Origin of the sequence: Leptolyngbya sp. PCC 6406 (genome assembly GCF_000332095.2) — a bacterium.
Classification (GTDB): Bacteria; Cyanobacteriota; Cyanobacteriia; order Phormidesmidales; family Phormidesmidaceae; genus PCC-6406.
The window spans coordinates 5,131,036-5,146,669 of sequence record NZ_KI913949.1 but is presented as its reverse complement, the minus strand read 5'-3'; the positions used below and the strand labels follow the sequence as shown (position 1 = coordinate 5,146,669).

At 56.4% G+C, this 15,634-nt stretch carries 13 protein-coding genes; 9 read left to right on the top strand and 4 right to left on the bottom strand.

The window, feature by feature from the left end; genetic code table 11:
* The first annotated feature begins 134 nt into the window (after positions 1-134).
* Positions 135-1,097, top strand: coding sequence for an aldo/keto reductase (locus LEP6406_RS0223015; RefSeq protein ID WP_008308222.1), 963 nt, complete (start codon positions 135-137; stop codon positions 1,095-1,097).
* Between the two features lie 241 nt (positions 1,098-1,338).
* On the opposite strand, the gene LEP6406_RS30655 is transcribed toward LEP6406_RS0223015, so the two are convergent.
* The 3 genes from LEP6406_RS30655 to LEP6406_RS0223000 form a co-directional block, all read right to left on the bottom strand.
* Positions 1,339-1,971, bottom strand: a complete 633-nt coding sequence (locus LEP6406_RS30655) for a hypothetical protein (protein WP_008308223.1) — start codon at positions 1,969-1,971, stop codon at positions 1,339-1,341.
* Positions 1,972-2,253: 282 nt separating this feature from the next.
* On the bottom strand, positions 2,254-3,159 hold the full coding sequence (locus LEP6406_RS0223005; protein ID WP_027269057.1) for a transposase family protein: 906 nt from the start codon (positions 3,157-3,159) through the stop codon (positions 2,254-2,256).
* 66 nt (positions 3,160-3,225) lie between these two features.
* On the bottom strand, positions 3,226-3,684 hold the full coding sequence (locus tag LEP6406_RS0223000) for a hypothetical protein (RefSeq protein WP_225886616.1): 459 nt from the start codon (positions 3,682-3,684) through the stop codon (positions 3,226-3,228).
* A 298-nt stretch (positions 3,685-3,982) separates the two neighbouring features.
* Here LEP6406_RS0223000 and LEP6406_RS0222995 point away from each other — a divergent pair, with 298 nt between their 5' ends.
* The 5 genes from LEP6406_RS0222995 to LEP6406_RS0222975 all read left to right on the top strand — a co-directional run bounded on the left by LEP6406_RS0222995 (position 3,983) and on the right by LEP6406_RS0222975 (position 9,175).
* On the top strand, positions 3,983-5,317 hold the full coding sequence (locus tag LEP6406_RS0222995) for a tetratricopeptide repeat protein (protein WP_008309106.1): 1,335 nt from the start codon (positions 3,983-3,985) through the stop codon (positions 5,315-5,317).
* Positions 5,318-5,540: 223 nt separating this feature from the next.
* A complete protein-coding gene (locus LEP6406_RS0222990; protein WP_008309107.1) occupies positions 5,541-5,753 on the top strand; it encodes a hypothetical protein in 213 nt (70 codons plus the stop codon).
* Between the two features lie 415 nt (positions 5,754-6,168).
* Positions 6,169-6,891 carry an SDR family oxidoreductase gene (locus LEP6406_RS0222985; RefSeq protein ID WP_008309109.1) on the top strand — a complete coding sequence of 241 codons (723 nt, stop codon included), beginning with the start codon at positions 6,169-6,171 and terminating at the stop codon, positions 6,889-6,891.
* A 124-nt stretch (positions 6,892-7,015) separates the two neighbouring features.
* Positions 7,016-7,732 carry a GTP cyclohydrolase I FolE gene (gene folE, locus LEP6406_RS0222980; protein ID WP_008309111.1) on the top strand — a complete coding sequence of 239 codons (717 nt, stop codon included), beginning with the start codon at positions 7,016-7,018 and terminating at the stop codon, positions 7,730-7,732.
* A gap of 231 nt (positions 7,733-7,963) precedes the next feature.
* Entirely contained in the window at positions 7,964-9,175 is a 1,212-nt protein-coding gene (locus tag LEP6406_RS0222975; RefSeq protein WP_008309113.1) for an HhoA/HhoB/HtrA family serine endopeptidase, read from the top strand.
* Between the two features lie 407 nt (positions 9,176-9,582).
* Here LEP6406_RS0222975 and LEP6406_RS33140 read toward each other — a convergent pair whose 3' ends face one another.
* Positions 9,583-10,179 carry a hypothetical protein gene (locus LEP6406_RS33140; protein ID WP_008309115.1) on the bottom strand — a complete coding sequence of 199 codons (597 nt, stop codon included), beginning with the start codon at positions 10,177-10,179 and terminating at the stop codon, positions 9,583-9,585.
* Positions 10,180-10,482: 303 nt separating this feature from the next.
* On the opposite strand from LEP6406_RS33140, the gene bchD reads away from it, so the two are divergent.
* The 3 genes from bchD (at position 10,483) to LEP6406_RS0222955 (ending at position 15,516) form a co-directional block, all read left to right on the top strand.
* A complete protein-coding gene (bchD, locus tag LEP6406_RS0222965) occupies positions 10,483-12,540 on the top strand; it encodes a magnesium chelatase ATPase subunit D (RefSeq protein ID WP_008309117.1) in 2,058 nt (685 codons plus the stop codon).
* Between the two features lie 97 nt (positions 12,541-12,637).
* Positions 12,638-14,428, top strand: coding sequence for an adenylate/guanylate cyclase domain-containing protein (locus LEP6406_RS0222960; protein ID WP_008309119.1), 1,791 nt, complete (start codon positions 12,638-12,640; stop codon positions 14,426-14,428).
* Positions 14,429-14,484: 56 nt separating this feature from the next.
* Entirely contained in the window at positions 14,485-15,516 is a 1,032-nt protein-coding gene (locus LEP6406_RS0222955) for a pentapeptide repeat-containing protein (RefSeq protein WP_225886614.1), read from the top strand.
* Positions 15,517-15,634: the final 118 nt, after the last annotated feature.

Sequence of the window (15,634 nt, the reverse complement as noted above, 5' to 3'; positions counted from 1 at the left end):
GGCTGGTTTCAGGTCTGGCCTGACATGCTGGTCTGAAAGACCCTAAAAAAGGGGGCGCTAAGCAAGCGCCCCCTTTTTGGTTTTCATCCTGATTAGGTGTTCTGGTTGATTCACGCTAATCATTTGTGAGCAAGATGCAGACTATTCCCCTAGGCAATACGGATATTGTCATTACCCCTTTGATCTTTGGCACCTGGCAGGCGGGAAAGCGTGGCTGGGTGGGGGTGGAAGATGAGGCGGTGGTCCAAGCTATGCGCAGTGCCTTTGATGCGGGCATTACGACCTTTGATACGGCGGAAATCTATGGGGATGGCTATTCTGAAACCCTGGTGGCTAGAGCTTTGGCTAATGTGCGCGATCGCATTGTGCTCATGACCAAAGTTTTTCCCACCCACCTCAAGGCAGCCCAGGTAATTGAAGCCTGTGAGGGCTCCCTGCGGCGACTTCAAACCGAGGTGATCGACCTCTATCAAATCCACTGGCCTGCGGGAGCGTTTAACAGCGACATCGTGCCCCTGGCGGAAACCATGGAGGCGATGGTGACGCTGAAGGACGAGGGAAAAATTCGAGCCATCGGTGTATCCAATTTTTCCCGTGCTCAACTGGCGGAGGCGATGGAGTATGGTCCCGTGGAAAGTTTACAGCCCCCCTATTCCCTGTTTTGGCGACAGGTCGAGCAGGATGCCAAGCCTCTGTGTGAGGAAAGGAATCTCACGGTCTTAGCCTATTCCTCCCTGGCTCAAGGGCTGCTGACGGGGAAGTTTGGTCCCGATCATCGTTTCCCAGAGGGGGACGTGCGGGGCAGCAACAAACTCTTTCAGGGAGAAACCTACCCACGCGCCCAAGCTGCTCTGGCCCAACTGCGCCCCATCGCCGCAAAATACGACACCAGTCTTGGGAATTTAGCCCTAGCTTGGCTGATCGCCCAGCCCCAAACCTGCGCCATCGTGGGAGCGCGCAATGGGGAACAGGCAATGGAGAATGCTCAGGCGGCAACGCTCAATCTATCGCCGGAGGATATCGCGGCTATTGACGCGATTGGACGCGGTGTGACGGATGGCTTGGACTCGGACCCTGTGATGTGGCGGTTTGACTAAGCACATTCCCAGGAATAAAACATGCTGTTAGTGCTTCCTAGTACTGAAAGACAGAAGGAGGTAGGGCTTTGCCCATGCGCAGCAGGCAGAAGGATGAAAGGGGATTCCACAACACACAACGGTTTTTGCCTTAGCTCGACTTTATCCAAAGTCCGCATTCACTGAAGGAAGCACCAAGGGCTTTACAGGATGTAGCCTGGTCTTTTTCCAAGATTGATGCCTAGGGCTGACATCCGAAAACTCAGAAGCCTTGCAGAGAGCGGACCCGCACCAATACCAAAAGATGCCCCCTTCCCCCTGCTACGACCCCTGAGCAGCGCACCCAACGATTTTTCATATCTGGGTGCAACGCGATGGCAATCCTGGATGCCTTCTCTGGGTGCAGGATAGAGACCGTGGCGCGATCTCGCAGTTGCGCTTCCGTCACCCAGATCTGCCGGTACTGGTTCATCAGGTTATTGGGATCCCCTCGTTCTGACGACGACACCACTGCATCGGGCGGGCGGGTAAAGTGAACTAGGCCAACGGTCATCAGGACCAAAAGAATCAAGGCCAGAAAAAACGGCACTAGCCCTAGCTTAAGCAGGTAAGGCAGCGTAGCCCATGCCCCCATACAGCCCGCCAAACTCGACAAACCAGCCCAATACGTGCGACGGATCTGGGGCCAACAGCGCTTTAACCGTTGTACTTGATATCGCTCCGGTGCAAACCAAGACTGGGGCTCACTCGCGATCGGCCACACCCGAAATGTGCGAAGCGGCGCGATCGGCACCATCAAAAAAATGAACCACTCAGTAGTGATGTAGGAACCATCGGGGCGGAAGTCACGCCTGCCATAGTAGGTTGTGCCAATTCCATTCACGTTGAAGGGCATGGGGTGTTCCTAGAAGCAAGGACAAAACGGTCTCTTTACTTGGTTACTTTTCTGGTGTGGCTCAGATCACTGGTTTCTTGACGGGGACCAGCAGGGTACTGAGTAACCCGGCAGCAATCGGTGATCTTATGGCGAATCGGGCTTTTCTGTTCGATGTCGAGGTATTCTTGTGGCCTGATGGAGTTGGGGTCGGCCATACTAGGGTGGACTATAGAATAGACTTGTTGTGAAATAGTGCTCAGTCAAAACCTTCAAGGGCGACTTCCTTCCTCTCTCCCTCGGTTAAGCGGCCATCAGATAAAAGTTCCAGAGTCCTGCCGCTGTGAAGATGGAGCGGTCATCAAAGTTCGCTTTGCGATTGCGATAGACCTGGGCGGCAATCCCATAGCGTTTTAGGCCAGCAAAGGCATGCTCCCCGACGACCCGTTCTCGGGCGAGGGCTTGATTCTCAGCTTTCTGCTCATCGGTGAGTTGTCCGCCCTTAGGTTTCTTGTGTGGAATCTCTACGTTGACATACTCGTTTTGCAGCCCCTGAAAGCCTGAATCACCCTGGATTTTGACGTCATCAGGAATCCACTCGGCCCATCCCTCGCTATTGAGAATGCCTTTGTCGTGCGCCTTACCGGGATAGGCGGTGCTGAATACGAGAATCTGGCGGTCTGGGGCGACACCAGCCAGGTGGGTGCGGGTATGGCGCTTCTTTTTGCCTGAGTAATCTTCCTTCTGTTGGTCCCGGTCTTTGGCCCGCTGAATGGGGCGTTCAGTCCCGTCAAGAATCACCCGTTCCACCTCGGGAAAGGCTTCGACAAATTCTTCAAGACTGGTCAATTTGCGTTTCGGCAACGCCATTTTTTCACCCAGGGCTTCCTCCAGCAGTGGTTGGAGGCGATGCATCCAACGATTCGCCTGAGCGCGATCCAGGTCAAACAGGACACCGGCCAAATCAAAGGTCGGATACACCTTGAAGTAGAACAAGATGAAGAACAGTTTGGTCTCGACCGTTGCTAAATTGGGTTTTCGTCCGGCTCCGGTGGCCCGTTGACGGGGTAAGGGACTCCGACGGGGAACCTCTGCATGGGCCAACACCTGAGCGAAGGTGGATTCCAGTTCCTCAAAGGCTTTCCGGTTCAAACCGGTCAAAGCCCGCAGCAGGCGGTCACTCTTGAGGGCGCGTTGGAGGTTCAGCACGGCACAACCGGGTTAACTAGCTCTAGAGGCTATTATCCCCTATTTCACAACAGGTCTAATGGATAGTTATTTAACTGGAGCACCCTTGGCGATGGCACGGCGGTATTCCCCCTGGATGGACTCCAGGGTGGGGTTGGACAGAACCTTGCCATTCACCAGAACAATTGCGGTGGATTCGCTGGGACCGTCATCGGTGGCCAAAATCACCGCCCCCAACTCCGCCTGATCGATAGTGCTGCCCATGCCAGCATCCCGAAACAAGTAGGGGATGCCCTCGGTCTCTAGGGCTGTCATCAGCGCCTGCGCCGGAGGACAGTGTAACGGGCCGTACACCAGCACTTGGGGCGTGCCGTCCGCTGCCACCTGATTGGGAATAGCGGTCAGGGGCAGATCTAGGCCCGGTACTTCGACCCCCATTAAGGCCAACAGTCGCAATTCAATGTGGTTAGGTCCCCAGAAATGAATGCCTGCGATCAGAGCGATCGCACCTAATCCAAGGGGTGCGAGGGGAACGCGCATGGGCATGTCTCCAATACATGGACAGTTTTTGTGGGTCAGGCATCTTGCCTGAGCGTAGACAGCACCAACGATGCCTTAAGGAATCCGGATCCTTTAATGGGCAGTTCTTGTGGGTCAGGCATCTTGCCTGAGCGTGGACAGCCGGGACGGCTATCCCACATTATTTGATCTCTACTTCTAAGTCTCTACTTCTAAGAATGTTGGCTCCCGTGAGCCCGAGTTATAGCTATAGGCTATCCTCAGAACAACATTTCGTCTCTGGGCTCCCCCACCTGCCCTGCCCTTAACCTCATCAATCTGGCCTATGGCGCTCCCTAATCCACAACTGAAAGCTGGTATGGAGGCGTTTCAGGCAGGGGACTATGCCACTGCGATCGCACTTCTGGAGCCGCTGGGGCAAGAGCCGGATCCTGAGATCCGGGTTCAGGCCCAGGGCTGGCTCGTGCGGGCCTATCTCAAAACCCATCAGTACCCCCAAGCCCGCCAGGTCTGTGGGGTGCTGAGGCAGTGCAATCGCGCCCAAATTCGGGACTGGGCTCAGCAAACTCTAGCCCAATTACCCCCTGAGACAGAGGCTTCGGGCTCTCCAGGGACTGCCCCTACCCACGTCGCTATTAGCACCTCCACCGATTCCCCCAGCAGTTCCCTCGGCAGCTCCCCCAGCAGTGGACCTGTAGACCGCCATTCTGCATCTGGGTCTCAGCTTAATCCCCTGACGCCAGGAGACTTGGTATCCCACCAACGGGCCGAAGAATTGCTGTCGGTAGGACTGAAAGCGCTCCGGAAGCACCTGTATGGAGAGGCGATTGACGCCCTAGAGACCTTTCTGCGGGGTACCGATGACACCTATGCCAACCATGGCTGGGCTAGAACCAGTCTGGTGAAAGCCTATCGGGGCAATGGTCAGGAAGAGGCCGCGATCGCGCTATGCCAGCAACTCCTCCAGAGCAATCAAGCGGGGACTCGGGCCTGGGCTCAGGACTACCTGAAAACCCTAGCGCCCACCCCCCTAGAGCCACCCTTGCCAGCAGCAACCGTTTCAGCATCAACCGCCCCTGACGGACTGGCCCCACCCTTAAACTCCATCACCGATGAGGCGAGGATGCCATCGCCAGCCTTTCCCAGCACCTATCCCTCCCCAGTTCGGAGCACAACCACCTCTCCAGATCAAGGCAGTCTTCGAGTGCTCCCCCGGCGGGACAGCAACGACATGACGCCCGCCTTGCTGTCGGCAATCGCCCATGGCTCGATTTCGATCTTGGGAAGTTTCTTGCTATTTCTTCTGTTTCCTGACTCACTCCTTCTCAATACCCTCAGCTTGATGCGATTTTTGGTGCCGGTGGTTATCCTGCTGGTAACGCAGGATCCCATCGTCAAAGCCAATGCCCGTGAGGCCACCAACTACGTTCTCACCTGTCTGATTTTGACTGTGGCAATAGCTCTCATCGGCTGGATAGTAGTTATTGCGCTCTTCGCGGTAGTTATCCTGTTTTGGCCCGTGATTATTCTCCTAGGCTTACCGCTGCTGGCCTATTTCATAGCCCTCTCTATCTGGCCGATTGTGGCCCTAATCCAGTGCCTGCAAAATGGAGGTCAGGAGGCCCGTTATCCAAACTGGCTGATTTTGCATCTGGCGTAATCCCGCTACGGAAAAGGGATCCTGTCCTGAGGTAAAACCAACGGCACAACCCCTGCCCGGTCCTAGTTTTCCGTCAGAAAAATTCTGACGAGTCGAAGACCCTCAAAATTTAACCCCAACTAAACTCCAGGGTTTCGGTCACCCGTCAATCATGCATTGACTGAGCACTAGTGAAAATTGGGTGGTTGTAAGATTGGGGAAGTATGGGACTGGAGAAGACCCGATGACTAAGGTGGTGCTGGCATTGATACCGGCGGTGTGGGTGGTCGCGATCGCGATTCTTTCCGTTCAAAACGCCACCCCGGTTTCTCTACGGTTTCTTGTCTTCCGCTCCGTAGAGCTTCCCGTAGGTGTGGTCCTGAGTGCCTGCGCCGGTGGGGCCATGATCACCACGGCGGGCCTCGTCACCTGGCTCACACCCCCCTCTCGTTCCTAGTGCGCCCCTACCGTAGGCGTACTCAATGGAGATCAATGCCGCTATATGATTTACCCGATCCCGATCCCAGCCCTGCCTTGCTTCCCCCCCGACCCTGATAGGATTAGGAACTGTGGGTTATGCCATCGCTCTTGGGTGTGTCAAAAATATGAGACGGGCACAAAAGCTTGTTACGTTTGTTAACATAGGTGTCGTAGTAACAGCACGGCGCAGGTGGGTCGCGGTTGCAGACTGATTTTGACGCCTTAGTCCCAAAACCCATCGCAGTCACCAGTCCGATTAGGGCAAGATTGCGAGCCTATTTGTTTTGACACTAAGCATCCGAGAGGTGCCCGGTATCGTAAGTAAATTGGCAAAAGCTGTAATCATCGGCTGCCCGTTGCTCCACCCCACCAGTCTTTATCTAACCTGATTTATGACATCTGACACGCGACAGCAAGCTCTGGTCACCGGAGCTAGCAGCGGTATCGGGCGCGCAACGGCGATGGCCCTAGCTCAAACTGGCACGGATTTAGTCTTAGTCGGGCGCTCCCTGGACAAACTTGAGAATCTGGCCCAAGACCTTAAGACCACGGGAGTCAAGGTGCACTATCGAGCCTTGGATTTGGCGGATTTGGCCCCACTGTCGTCTACCCTGGCCGCCATCATTGCCGATTGCGGCCCGATTGACCTTTTGATTAATAGTGCGGGTATGGGCTACACCGGTTCCCTGGCGGAGATGCCCCTTGAAGAGTGGCAACAGGTGCTCAACCTCAACCTCACCAGTGTGTTGCTCTGTATGCAAGCAGTGTTGCCGGGAATGCGCGATCGCGGCGGCACCATTGTCAACATTGCTTCCGTAGCCGCCTACAACGCCTTCCCCGATTGGGGAGCCTACAGCGTCAGCAAAGCAGGACTGGTTACCCTCTCCCGCATCTTTGCTGCTGAGGAGCGGAGCCACGGGGTGCGCGTCATTGTCATCGCACCGGGGTCGGTCAACACCCCCCTCTGGGATGCCAAGACGGTTCAGGCTGACTTTCCGCGATCGCAGATGCTCAGCCCTGAAACCGTAGCTCAAGCCATTATCAGTGCGGTGCAAATACCGGCTTCCGCCGTGGTCGAAGAGCTGAAACTCATGCCCAGTGGCGGTGCATTCTAGGCAGTTTCCCTAGGGCTTGAGCCCAAGTTTCATGCCGATTTAAGTCACTGATTTAGCCAACGTTGATTTAAGCCCCCAGGTTTTCCATCGTTATCGTTTTTGTCGTCCTATCCACAGGTTCACCATGACTACTGTTTCCGCCAGCAACGCCACCAACGGCGTAACCCCCAATGGCCGTTCGGAAGCCCCCCTCATTACTCCTGTCGTGCGGCCCGACCGCAGCACCATCCAAGGCACTAGCGCCGCCATCAAGCCCGTCAGCGATGAAGAAAAAATTGCCCTGATGGATGCAGTCCGCACCATGCTGCTGTCTGTAGGCGAAGACCCCGAACGAGAAGGCTTGCTGAAAACCCCCAAGCGTGTGGCCGAATCCATGCGCTTTCTCACCAGTGGCTACCAGCAGTCCTTGGATGAACTAGTCAACAACGCCATCTTTGACGAAGGCCATAACGAGATGGTGCTGGTGCGGGACATCACCCTATTTAGCCTCTGTGAGCACCACATGCTGCCCTTCATGGGCCGTGCCCACGTTGCCTATATCCCCAACCAAAAGGTGGTGGGCCTGAGCAAACTGGCCCGCATTGTGGAAATGTATTCCCGGCGGCTTCAAGTGCAAGAGCGCTTGACCCGTCAAATCGCCGAAGCCATCCAAACCATCCTAGAGCCCCAAGGGGTGGCAGTGGTGGTAGAAGCCAGCCACATGTGCATGGTGATGCGGGGAGTCCAAAAACCCGGCTCCTGGACGGTCACCAGCGCTATGTTAGGGGCCTTCCAAGAGGATTCAAAGACCCGCGAGGAATTCCTCAGTCTGATCCGTCATCAGCCCCCCTCTCTGTTCTAAAACAGTTCGCTCCCGCAACGGGGTTTGTAATAGTTTGTGTGGGGTACCCCACACAAACTATCCCCCCTTCACAAGTTGGAGACGCCCTAGGGCGTCTCCAACTTCTTGAGGGCTACGATAGAGGTGTTCGCAGCCCAGGGGTGAGAATTTCCCTCGCACCGGGTAACCGCTGGCACGGAACTTGGTTTTCTATCCCAGCGTCACCAATGGGATGATTGCGGAGGTAACCCTATGACAAGCCCTGAACCCTCTAGCCCCCATGCCATGAAGCGTTGGCAGCGGACCTTAACCTACGGCCTGCTAACCCTCTTGGGCACCAGCACCTTGGTTTTGTTTAGCCGCACCTCCACTCCCGATACTTCGTTGCTGGGCTGGAGCCAGACTAAAATTGGCTCGCCTTCCCTAGCCCTGCTGCCCCCTGAGAACAGCAACTTCATTGCTACGGCGGTAGAGCGCGTTGGCCCCGCTGTGGTACGCATAGATGCAGCCCGGACTGTGGTGCAGCAGGTACCCAGTGTATTCAACGACCCCTTTTTCCGACAGTTCTTTGGGGATATGGGGATACCTGCCGAGCCCCGCACCCGTGTGGAACAGGGCACCGGATCCGGCTTTATCATTGACCCCAACGGTATTATCTTGACCAATGCCCATGTGATTGAGGGGGCAGATCGCGTCGTCGTCACCCTCAAGGATGGACGCGAACTGTCTGGTCGAGTCCTGGGACAGGACGCCATCACCGATGTGGCGGTGATCCAAGTGGAAGCGGCCAACCTACCCACAGTGGCAGTGGGCAATTCTGATCAGCTTCGTCCTGGGGAATGGGCGATCGCAATTGGTAACCCCCTGGGTCTCGACAATACCGTAACCGCAGGTATTATCAGCGCCACAGGCCGATCTAGCGCCCAGATTCGGGTGCCGGATAAGCGAGTCAGCTTTATTCAAACCGACGCGGCGATTAACCCCGGCAATTCCGGGGGACCTCTGCTCAACCAGCAAGGTCAGGTGGTCGGCATGAATACTGCCATCATCGGCGGAGCCCAGGGTTTGGGGTTTGCCATTCCCATCAATACGGCCCAGCGGATTGCCAATGAGCTGATTGCCAATGGCAAGGTGGACCATCCCTATCTGGGCCTCCAGATGCGGACCCTGACCCCAGCGGTGAAGGAAATGCTGAACAGTGATGCACGGGCGAATGTCAATATCCGGGCCAATCAGGGGGTTGTCGTTCTGGGGGTGCAGCGGGAGTCCCCAGCCGCACGAGTGGGAATCCGTCCCGGTGATGTAATTGTGGCCTTGGGGGGGCGCTCGGTGACTTCAGCGGAGCAGGTCCAGCAGATTGTGCAGGACAGCACCATCGGACAGTCTCTGACTATTCGTCTGGATCGCAGTGGTCAAACTGTGGAGCTGACGGCTCAACCCGCTGCCTTACCCACTGGACGCTAGATAATTTCTGGCCAACATCTTTGCCCAAGGGTGGACACTTCGGCCCCTGAGCGTTCGACTGAGCTTCACGCTGAAGTCTCACGCCGAAGCCCTAGCCCTCTCCCAGGGAGAGAGGGGACCGGAAAATGTTGGGCGGATGCATCATCAGGTTTGATTTTCAGGGTTTCCTAGGGTACATAGCGCTAAGGCGCGGCTTCGCCTTTTATGTTGCTTGCGAAACGCGAAGCAATGCACCGTAGAAATGCCATGCCTAGGGGAAATGGGCACGGTATTTGTGCCAACTACCACCACTACTAGTGGTGGTGGTGAAACCTAATTTTGTAGGTTGGGTGCAGCGTTAGCGGAACCCAACATGGCCCACCGCTGTTGGGTGACCCTTCGTTTTCCCCAACCTGCAAAACAGACCACTAGGCTAGGGTGGCTCCGGGTTCGTGGATGCAGATTACGTAGCCCTCAGAGGCGACGAGAATTACGACTTCATCGCCGCGATCGCTAAGTCGGGCAGCCAGCTTGAGTACAGTATTGCCATCCTTCTCGCGGCGATAGAGGCTGTAGAAGGTCTTGTCATTAGTGAGCCCTGGCACCACATCTGGTAGGTCTGGCACTTTCAGGGTGCAGGTGCGGTACTCCGGCTGGCGATCGCTGATCACCCAGCAGTCCGCAGGGCCAAAGGTGGGGGGAATGGTGCGGGGAATCTTGCCATGGGCTGGCAGGGCTACCATCGCATCGGGCTCCTCCACCCAGAGGGCATAGCCCCGACTGGTGGAAGTCACGACCACGGCATCCCCCCGCCCGGTCAGCTTCAGGATCAACCCCAGAGCCTTAGAGACCTGCTGACACAGGCGGAAAAAACTGTAAAAGCGACCATTCAGGGCGATCGCGGATAGGCGATGGGGATCCCCCGGCACCTTGATATGACAGGTAACATACTGCTCCCGCTGGCTCAGGAACTTTACAGGTTGAAGAATTCGGGCGACGTTAGACGGTCTAGAGGGGGAAATCACGGGTGCTTGGGATGATGACGTAAGGATGACAAACTGGAAAATCTTGGCAATTTCAGAGGCAATGCAACGCTACAGCAAACCCTATAGCCAGTATTTTTAGCTCTACTCCTCTATAGTTTAGGTTGCCCAGCCCTGGGGCTATTGCACCTGCACAAGCCCAGTCCTGATTCTCAGGGTCAGCCCCGAAGGCGCTGCGAGATCGTCGATAATAGTGAGGAATTTTGCAGCACCCCTGATCAAGGTATCCGATCCTAGACCTTATCCCCAAGCTGCCCGACCCTTTCGCCCCTTGTTGGAGGTTCAATGCTGACGGCCCAGCGCCCCGATATCCCCACCGTATTTCCCCTCACAGCGGTGGTTGATCAAGACGCGATCAAAATGGCACTGCTGTTGGCGGCGGTAGATCCTCGCCTCGGGGGCGTCGTCATTGCGGGACGCCGGGGCACGGCCAAATCCGTCATGGCGCGGGCGCTACACCAACTGTTGCCCCCCATTGAGGTGGTGGTGGGAAGCTGCTGTAACGCTGATCCCAGCACTCCCCGTCACTGGGACGATGAAACCTTAGGCCGTTTTGAAGGCCAGATCCAAGCCGATGGCACCGTTCCTGATCTGCCCACCCAGGTGATACCGGCTCCCTTCATTCAGATTCCCCTCGGGGTGACGGAGGATCGGTTGTTGGGGTCCGTAGACGTGGCCCGCTCCATCCAAACTGGAGACGCAGTGTTTCAGCCCGGACTGCTGGCAGAGGCAAACCGGGGTGTGCTCTATGTGGATGAGATCAATCTTCTCGATGATCAGATTGCCAACCTGCTCTTGGGTAGCCTCAGTGCTGGGCGCAACCCCATTGAGCGTGAAGGCATCAGCTTTCAGCATCCCTGCGAACCCCTACTGTTGGCCACCTACAACCCAGAAGAAGGCCCACTACGGGATCACCTGTTGGACCGGATTGCGATCGCACTTTCCGCCGACCAAACCCTCTCCCTAGAAAGCCGCGTCAATGTTGTTGATCAGGCCACCCGCTTCGCCAACGATCCCCATACCTTTCTAGCCGACCATAGCGACGAACTCGACGCCCTCAAGACCCAGATCATCCTGGCACGGGAATGGCTCAAGGAAGTCAAGATCAGCCGAGAGCAGGTGCAGTACCTGGTCACAGAAGCCCTACGGGGTGGAGTCCAGGGCCACCGGGCCGAACTCTTTGCCGTGCGCGTGGCTAAGGCCCATGCCGCCCTAGATGGTCGCGCCACCGTCGCTGCCGAAGACCTCCGCATCGCCGTTGAACTTGTGATTTTACCTCGGGCCAAAGCCATGCCGCCCCCAGAGGAGCAATCGCCGCCGCCGCCACCCCCACCCCAAAACCAGGACGATGATGAAGCAGATGGGGATCAAGACGAGGATGACAGCGACGATAGCGATACCAACGAAGACGATCAGGACCAGCCAGAAGAACCACCCCCCAGCATTCCGGAGGAGTTTGTCTTTGATCCCGAGGGGGTAGTACTGGACCCCTCCCTACTGCTGTTTGCCCAAGCCCTCACCCGTCAGGGCAAATCCGGCAGTCAAAGTCTCGTCATTTCTGAAGATCGGGGCCGCTACATCAAGCCCATCATTCCCCAAGGCCAAGCCCGTCGCATTGCCGTAGATGCCACCTTGCGGGCAGCAGCCCCCTACCAAAAGACTCGCCGGGAGCGCCAACCCCACCGCAAGGTGGTCGTAGAGCAGGGAGACATTCGGGCCAAAAAACTGGCCCGCAAAGCGGGGGCGTTAATCATTTTTGTTGTAGATGCCTCAGGATCTATGGCCCTAAATCGGATGCAGTCCGCCAAGGGGGCTGTGTTGCAGCTTCTAACTGAGGCGTATCAAAATCGAGATCAGGTGGCCCTGATTCCCTTTCGGGGTGAGCAGGCAGAAGTCTTGCTGCCCCCCACCCGGTCCATTGCCATGGCACGGCGGCGACTAGAGCGGATGCCCTGTGGCGGCGGGTCACCCCTGGCCCACGGCCTCACCCAGGCGGTGCGGGTGGGGACCAATGCCCAGCAGTCGGGAGACATCGGCAAGGTGGTAATTGTGGCCATAACCGACGGTCGCGGGAACATTCCCCTCTCCAGATCTCTCGGAGAATCCGGAGATCCAGATCAAAAGCCTGATATTAAGCAAGAACTCCTTGACTTAGCCGCTCGTGTCCGGGCCACCGGCTTCCAGCTGGTAGTGATTGACACTGAACGCAAGTTTGTCTCAACGGGGTTTGGGCGGGAACTGGCAAAAACCGCCGGGGGCAAATACTATCAACTCCCCAAGGCCACCGACCAAGCAATCGCGGCCATGGCCCGAGGTGCGATCGCAGATATGAAAGGAGGATAGGCTTTCCCGCTAAGATCACCCCCTAGCCCTAGGGAAAATACCGGGCACCCCAAGACAAATGGTTCCCTTCGTCCCCTTACCCTGACGCAGCAACACCATGGAACGTAGTTCCCCCATCCCTGACAGTCAGCGTGTGCTAGCGGCAATCGTCCTAACGGATGCCGTAAGCTTCAGTGCCCGCATGTCCATTGACGAAGAAGGTACCCTGAGACTGATCCAACGGGATTTGCAACTCATGGGGGATCTGTGCGAACAGTACAACGGCCAAGTCCTCAAATCCACCGGAGACGGTCTCCTACTCTCCTTTTCCAGTGCCGTCCAAGCGGTAAGCTGTGGCCAAGAAATTCAGGCCCAGCTAGCGGAGCTGTCTAAAGACTGTTCCCCCGGCGACTATCTCCAGCACCGCATCGGCATCCACCTCGGGGATGTCCTCTTTAGTCACTCCGATGTTTTGGGCAATGGGGTCAACATTGCTGCCCGCCTGCAAACCCAGTCCGTTCCCGGCGGCATTTGTATGTCTCAAACCGTCTATGACGTGGTGAAGGCCCGTCTAGACCTGAATGCGGTCTTTTTAGGCCCCCTGCGGCTTAAAAATATCCACGAGCCCGTCCCGGCCTACCAAATCCCCCCACTGGGGGAAGCCACTGTAGCCACCGTTCCCCAGGAGCCCCTGACCCAGTGGGGTGTCAGCAATCCTCTGGATATTGCCGTCACCCAACTCCAGCAAGATGCCAACCATTGGCGCATCAAAAAGTTGATTTTCAGCGTTTGCCAAAATGTGTGGGAAAACGATCCAGCAATTTTGGCTCGCTTTGACCTCACAGAGCTGATCCGCACCCTGCTCCAGCGCTATCCCCATCTAGATGCTCTGCAAACCGCTTTCAATGGCGTCATTGCCCGCCTAAACCGTCAGGGAGAATACCTGGCGGTGGCTAGCCGCATTTTGGCTATCATGCAGCCCGTCTATAAACAGCAGGCCCAGGCCAAAAAAAATGAAGAAACTGCCATTACAGCAGGGGAGTCAGGCTATCAAAAAGTGGCCATGCGCCTAGAATCCTCCATTCAGGCGGTGCGGATCAAAAAACTGCTCTACACCATCACCACCGACACCTGGGAAAATAACGTCGCGGCGCTGGACCAGCATCCCCTAGACCTCCTAGTGGCCACCGTCCATCAAATGGCCCCTACCGTCAAAAATTTGCAGTACCACCTAGAGCGCATTATCAAGCGCCTTAATCGTCAAGAGCGCTACACCCGCATCGCCGACACTATCATCGAAGCCTTTCAGCCCCTCTACGGGATCGACGAAGGCACCATCCTCTCCGTTGCCCCAAACCACAGGGTGGCCTCAGAGATGACCGCCATGACCACGGAGTCTAATGAGACTAATACAGAGCCCCCTACAGAAACCAGAGAGGACACCGACTATGGCCACAGCATAGGGGATACCTTCACCACCAACACCCGCCTCGCCGCAGAAGAGCGTTCTCCCCAAGATGGCACCATCGCTTATACGGAACCGCGATCATTGCCGGTTTCCCTAGATCCTCTCCAGCCTCGAAAACGCGATCGCGCCAATCTCTTTGCCCTGCGTCTAGAGATCATGCGCTACACTCCCCCCCTACGGGCTAAGATTTTGCTGTTGTCTACGATCCGCAGTCCTTTTACCTTCAGCCACCACGATTGGATCACCCTCAAGGAAAACACCCTCGATGATCTGATTCAAGATATCTTCCGCTACTGTCCTAGCTTTTCCGATCTAGAGAGTAAACTCACCATCATCTCCCACTGCCTAGACAATGCCCATGAAAACACGCAAGCAGCGGGTGCTATTCTGCAAGCAATGAAACCCTACTACGCGCCCACAGGACCATCAGCAGCCCCCTGACGGCTCTGCTAGCACCGACCCTAGGTCTCCGAGTCGAGCCCGTTGCTTCCCTAGCGATGCCCACCCCGTCAGCATCTGCCCTGCCAACACCATCCATGACTCCCCAGGAACTGCTCGACCTCTATGCTGCCGGAGAAAACAACTTCAAAGGCGTTACGCTAATCGGGGCCGATTTGTCGCGGGCCGATTTGATTGGGGCCAATCTCCAAGGGGCTGATTTAGAAAACGCCAACCTCACCCTTGCCTTTCTCACTCGTGTCAACCTGCAACGGGCCAACCTACTACGGGCACAACTACCGGGGGCCAACCTCAACCAGGCTAACCTGGCTAAAGCCAACCTATCCGACGCCAACCTCCACGGAGCCACCCTTCAGGGCTGCGATCTTCGCAGTGCCCATCTCACCCTGGCAGATTTGATGGATGCCAACCTGGTAGAGGCGGATCTACGGAACGTAGATATGAGCGGTGCCAATCTAACCGGAGCCTGCCTTCGAGGGGCCAACTTTCGCCAGGAAAATCGCAACTATGCCGCCAACCTGCGGGGGGCCAATCTGCGTCATGCAGACCTAGAGGGGGCAAATTTGCGGGGGGCAAATTTAGCCAACGTCAACCTGAGCCAAGCCAACCTCACCTACGTCAGCCTGCGGGGCGCAAACCTTCAGGGGGCAGACCTGCGGGGTGTGACCTTAGTGGGAGCAAACCTCAGCGATGCCATTCTTACCGATGCCAATCTCATGGGTTCCGACCTCACCGATGTCCTAGCCAATCGGGCCAATTTTTCTGGGGTTAACCTTGATCAGTCAATTCTCAAGGGAGCCCGACTGGCAGAAGCTCAACTAACTCAAGCCACGCTTATCGGCTCAATTCTGACTCTAGCCCAGATGAACCGCTGTGACCTTAGTCGCACCGACCTCTCGCGGGCAGATCTCCAGGATGCCAGCCTAGTGGAAGCCTACCTAGGACGCACAAATCTGATGGAGGCCAATTTGACCAATGCCATTTTGACGCGAGCAGAGTTGAGCAGTACTAATCTACTCAGTGCCATCTTAACAGGCACCACCATGCCCGACGGCAGTATCCATACCTAGCTGTATGACCCTGTCTTCATCTGGTGGACAATGCCCACAGGGCAGGTTTTGAGCCTCCTTGCCCGCATGCCCCGACAAATACGAGCCAAACCCGCCCCTACGGGATCTATGTCCACCC

What these genes read in the sequence shown, in the direction of transcription:
- LEP6406_RS0223015 (WP_008308222.1), top strand. Translation starts at nt 135, where the DNA reads ATGCAGACTATTCCCCTAGGCAATACGGATATTGTCATTACCCCTTTG.
- LEP6406_RS30655 (WP_008308223.1), bottom strand. Translation starts at nt 1,971, where the DNA reads ATGCCCTTCAACGTGAATGGAATTGGCACAACCTACTATGGCAGGCGT.
- LEP6406_RS0223000 (WP_225886616.1), bottom strand. Translation starts at nt 3,684, where the DNA reads ATGCCCATGCGCGTTCCCCTCGCACCCCTTGGATTAGGTGCGATCGCT.
- LEP6406_RS0222995 (WP_008309106.1), top strand. Translation starts at nt 3,983, where the DNA reads ATGGCGCTCCCTAATCCACAACTGAAAGCTGGTATGGAGGCGTTTCAG.
- LEP6406_RS0222990 (WP_008309107.1), top strand. Translation starts at nt 5,541, where the DNA reads ATGACTAAGGTGGTGCTGGCATTGATACCGGCGGTGTGGGTGGTCGCG.
- LEP6406_RS0222985 (WP_008309109.1), top strand. Translation starts at nt 6,169, where the DNA reads ATGACATCTGACACGCGACAGCAAGCTCTGGTCACCGGAGCTAGCAGC.
- folE (WP_008309111.1), top strand. Translation starts at nt 7,016, where the DNA reads ATGACTACTGTTTCCGCCAGCAACGCCACCAACGGCGTAACCCCCAAT.
- LEP6406_RS0222975 (WP_008309113.1), top strand. Translation starts at nt 7,964, where the DNA reads ATGACAAGCCCTGAACCCTCTAGCCCCCATGCCATGAAGCGTTGGCAG.
- bchD (WP_008309117.1), top strand. Translation starts at nt 10,483, where the DNA reads ATGCTGACGGCCCAGCGCCCCGATATCCCCACCGTATTTCCCCTCACA.
- LEP6406_RS0222960 (WP_008309119.1), top strand. Translation starts at nt 12,638, where the DNA reads ATGGAACGTAGTTCCCCCATCCCTGACAGTCAGCGTGTGCTAGCGGCA.
- LEP6406_RS0222955 (WP_225886614.1), top strand. Translation starts at nt 14,485, where the DNA reads ATGCCCACCCCGTCAGCATCTGCCCTGCCAACACCATCCATGACTCCC.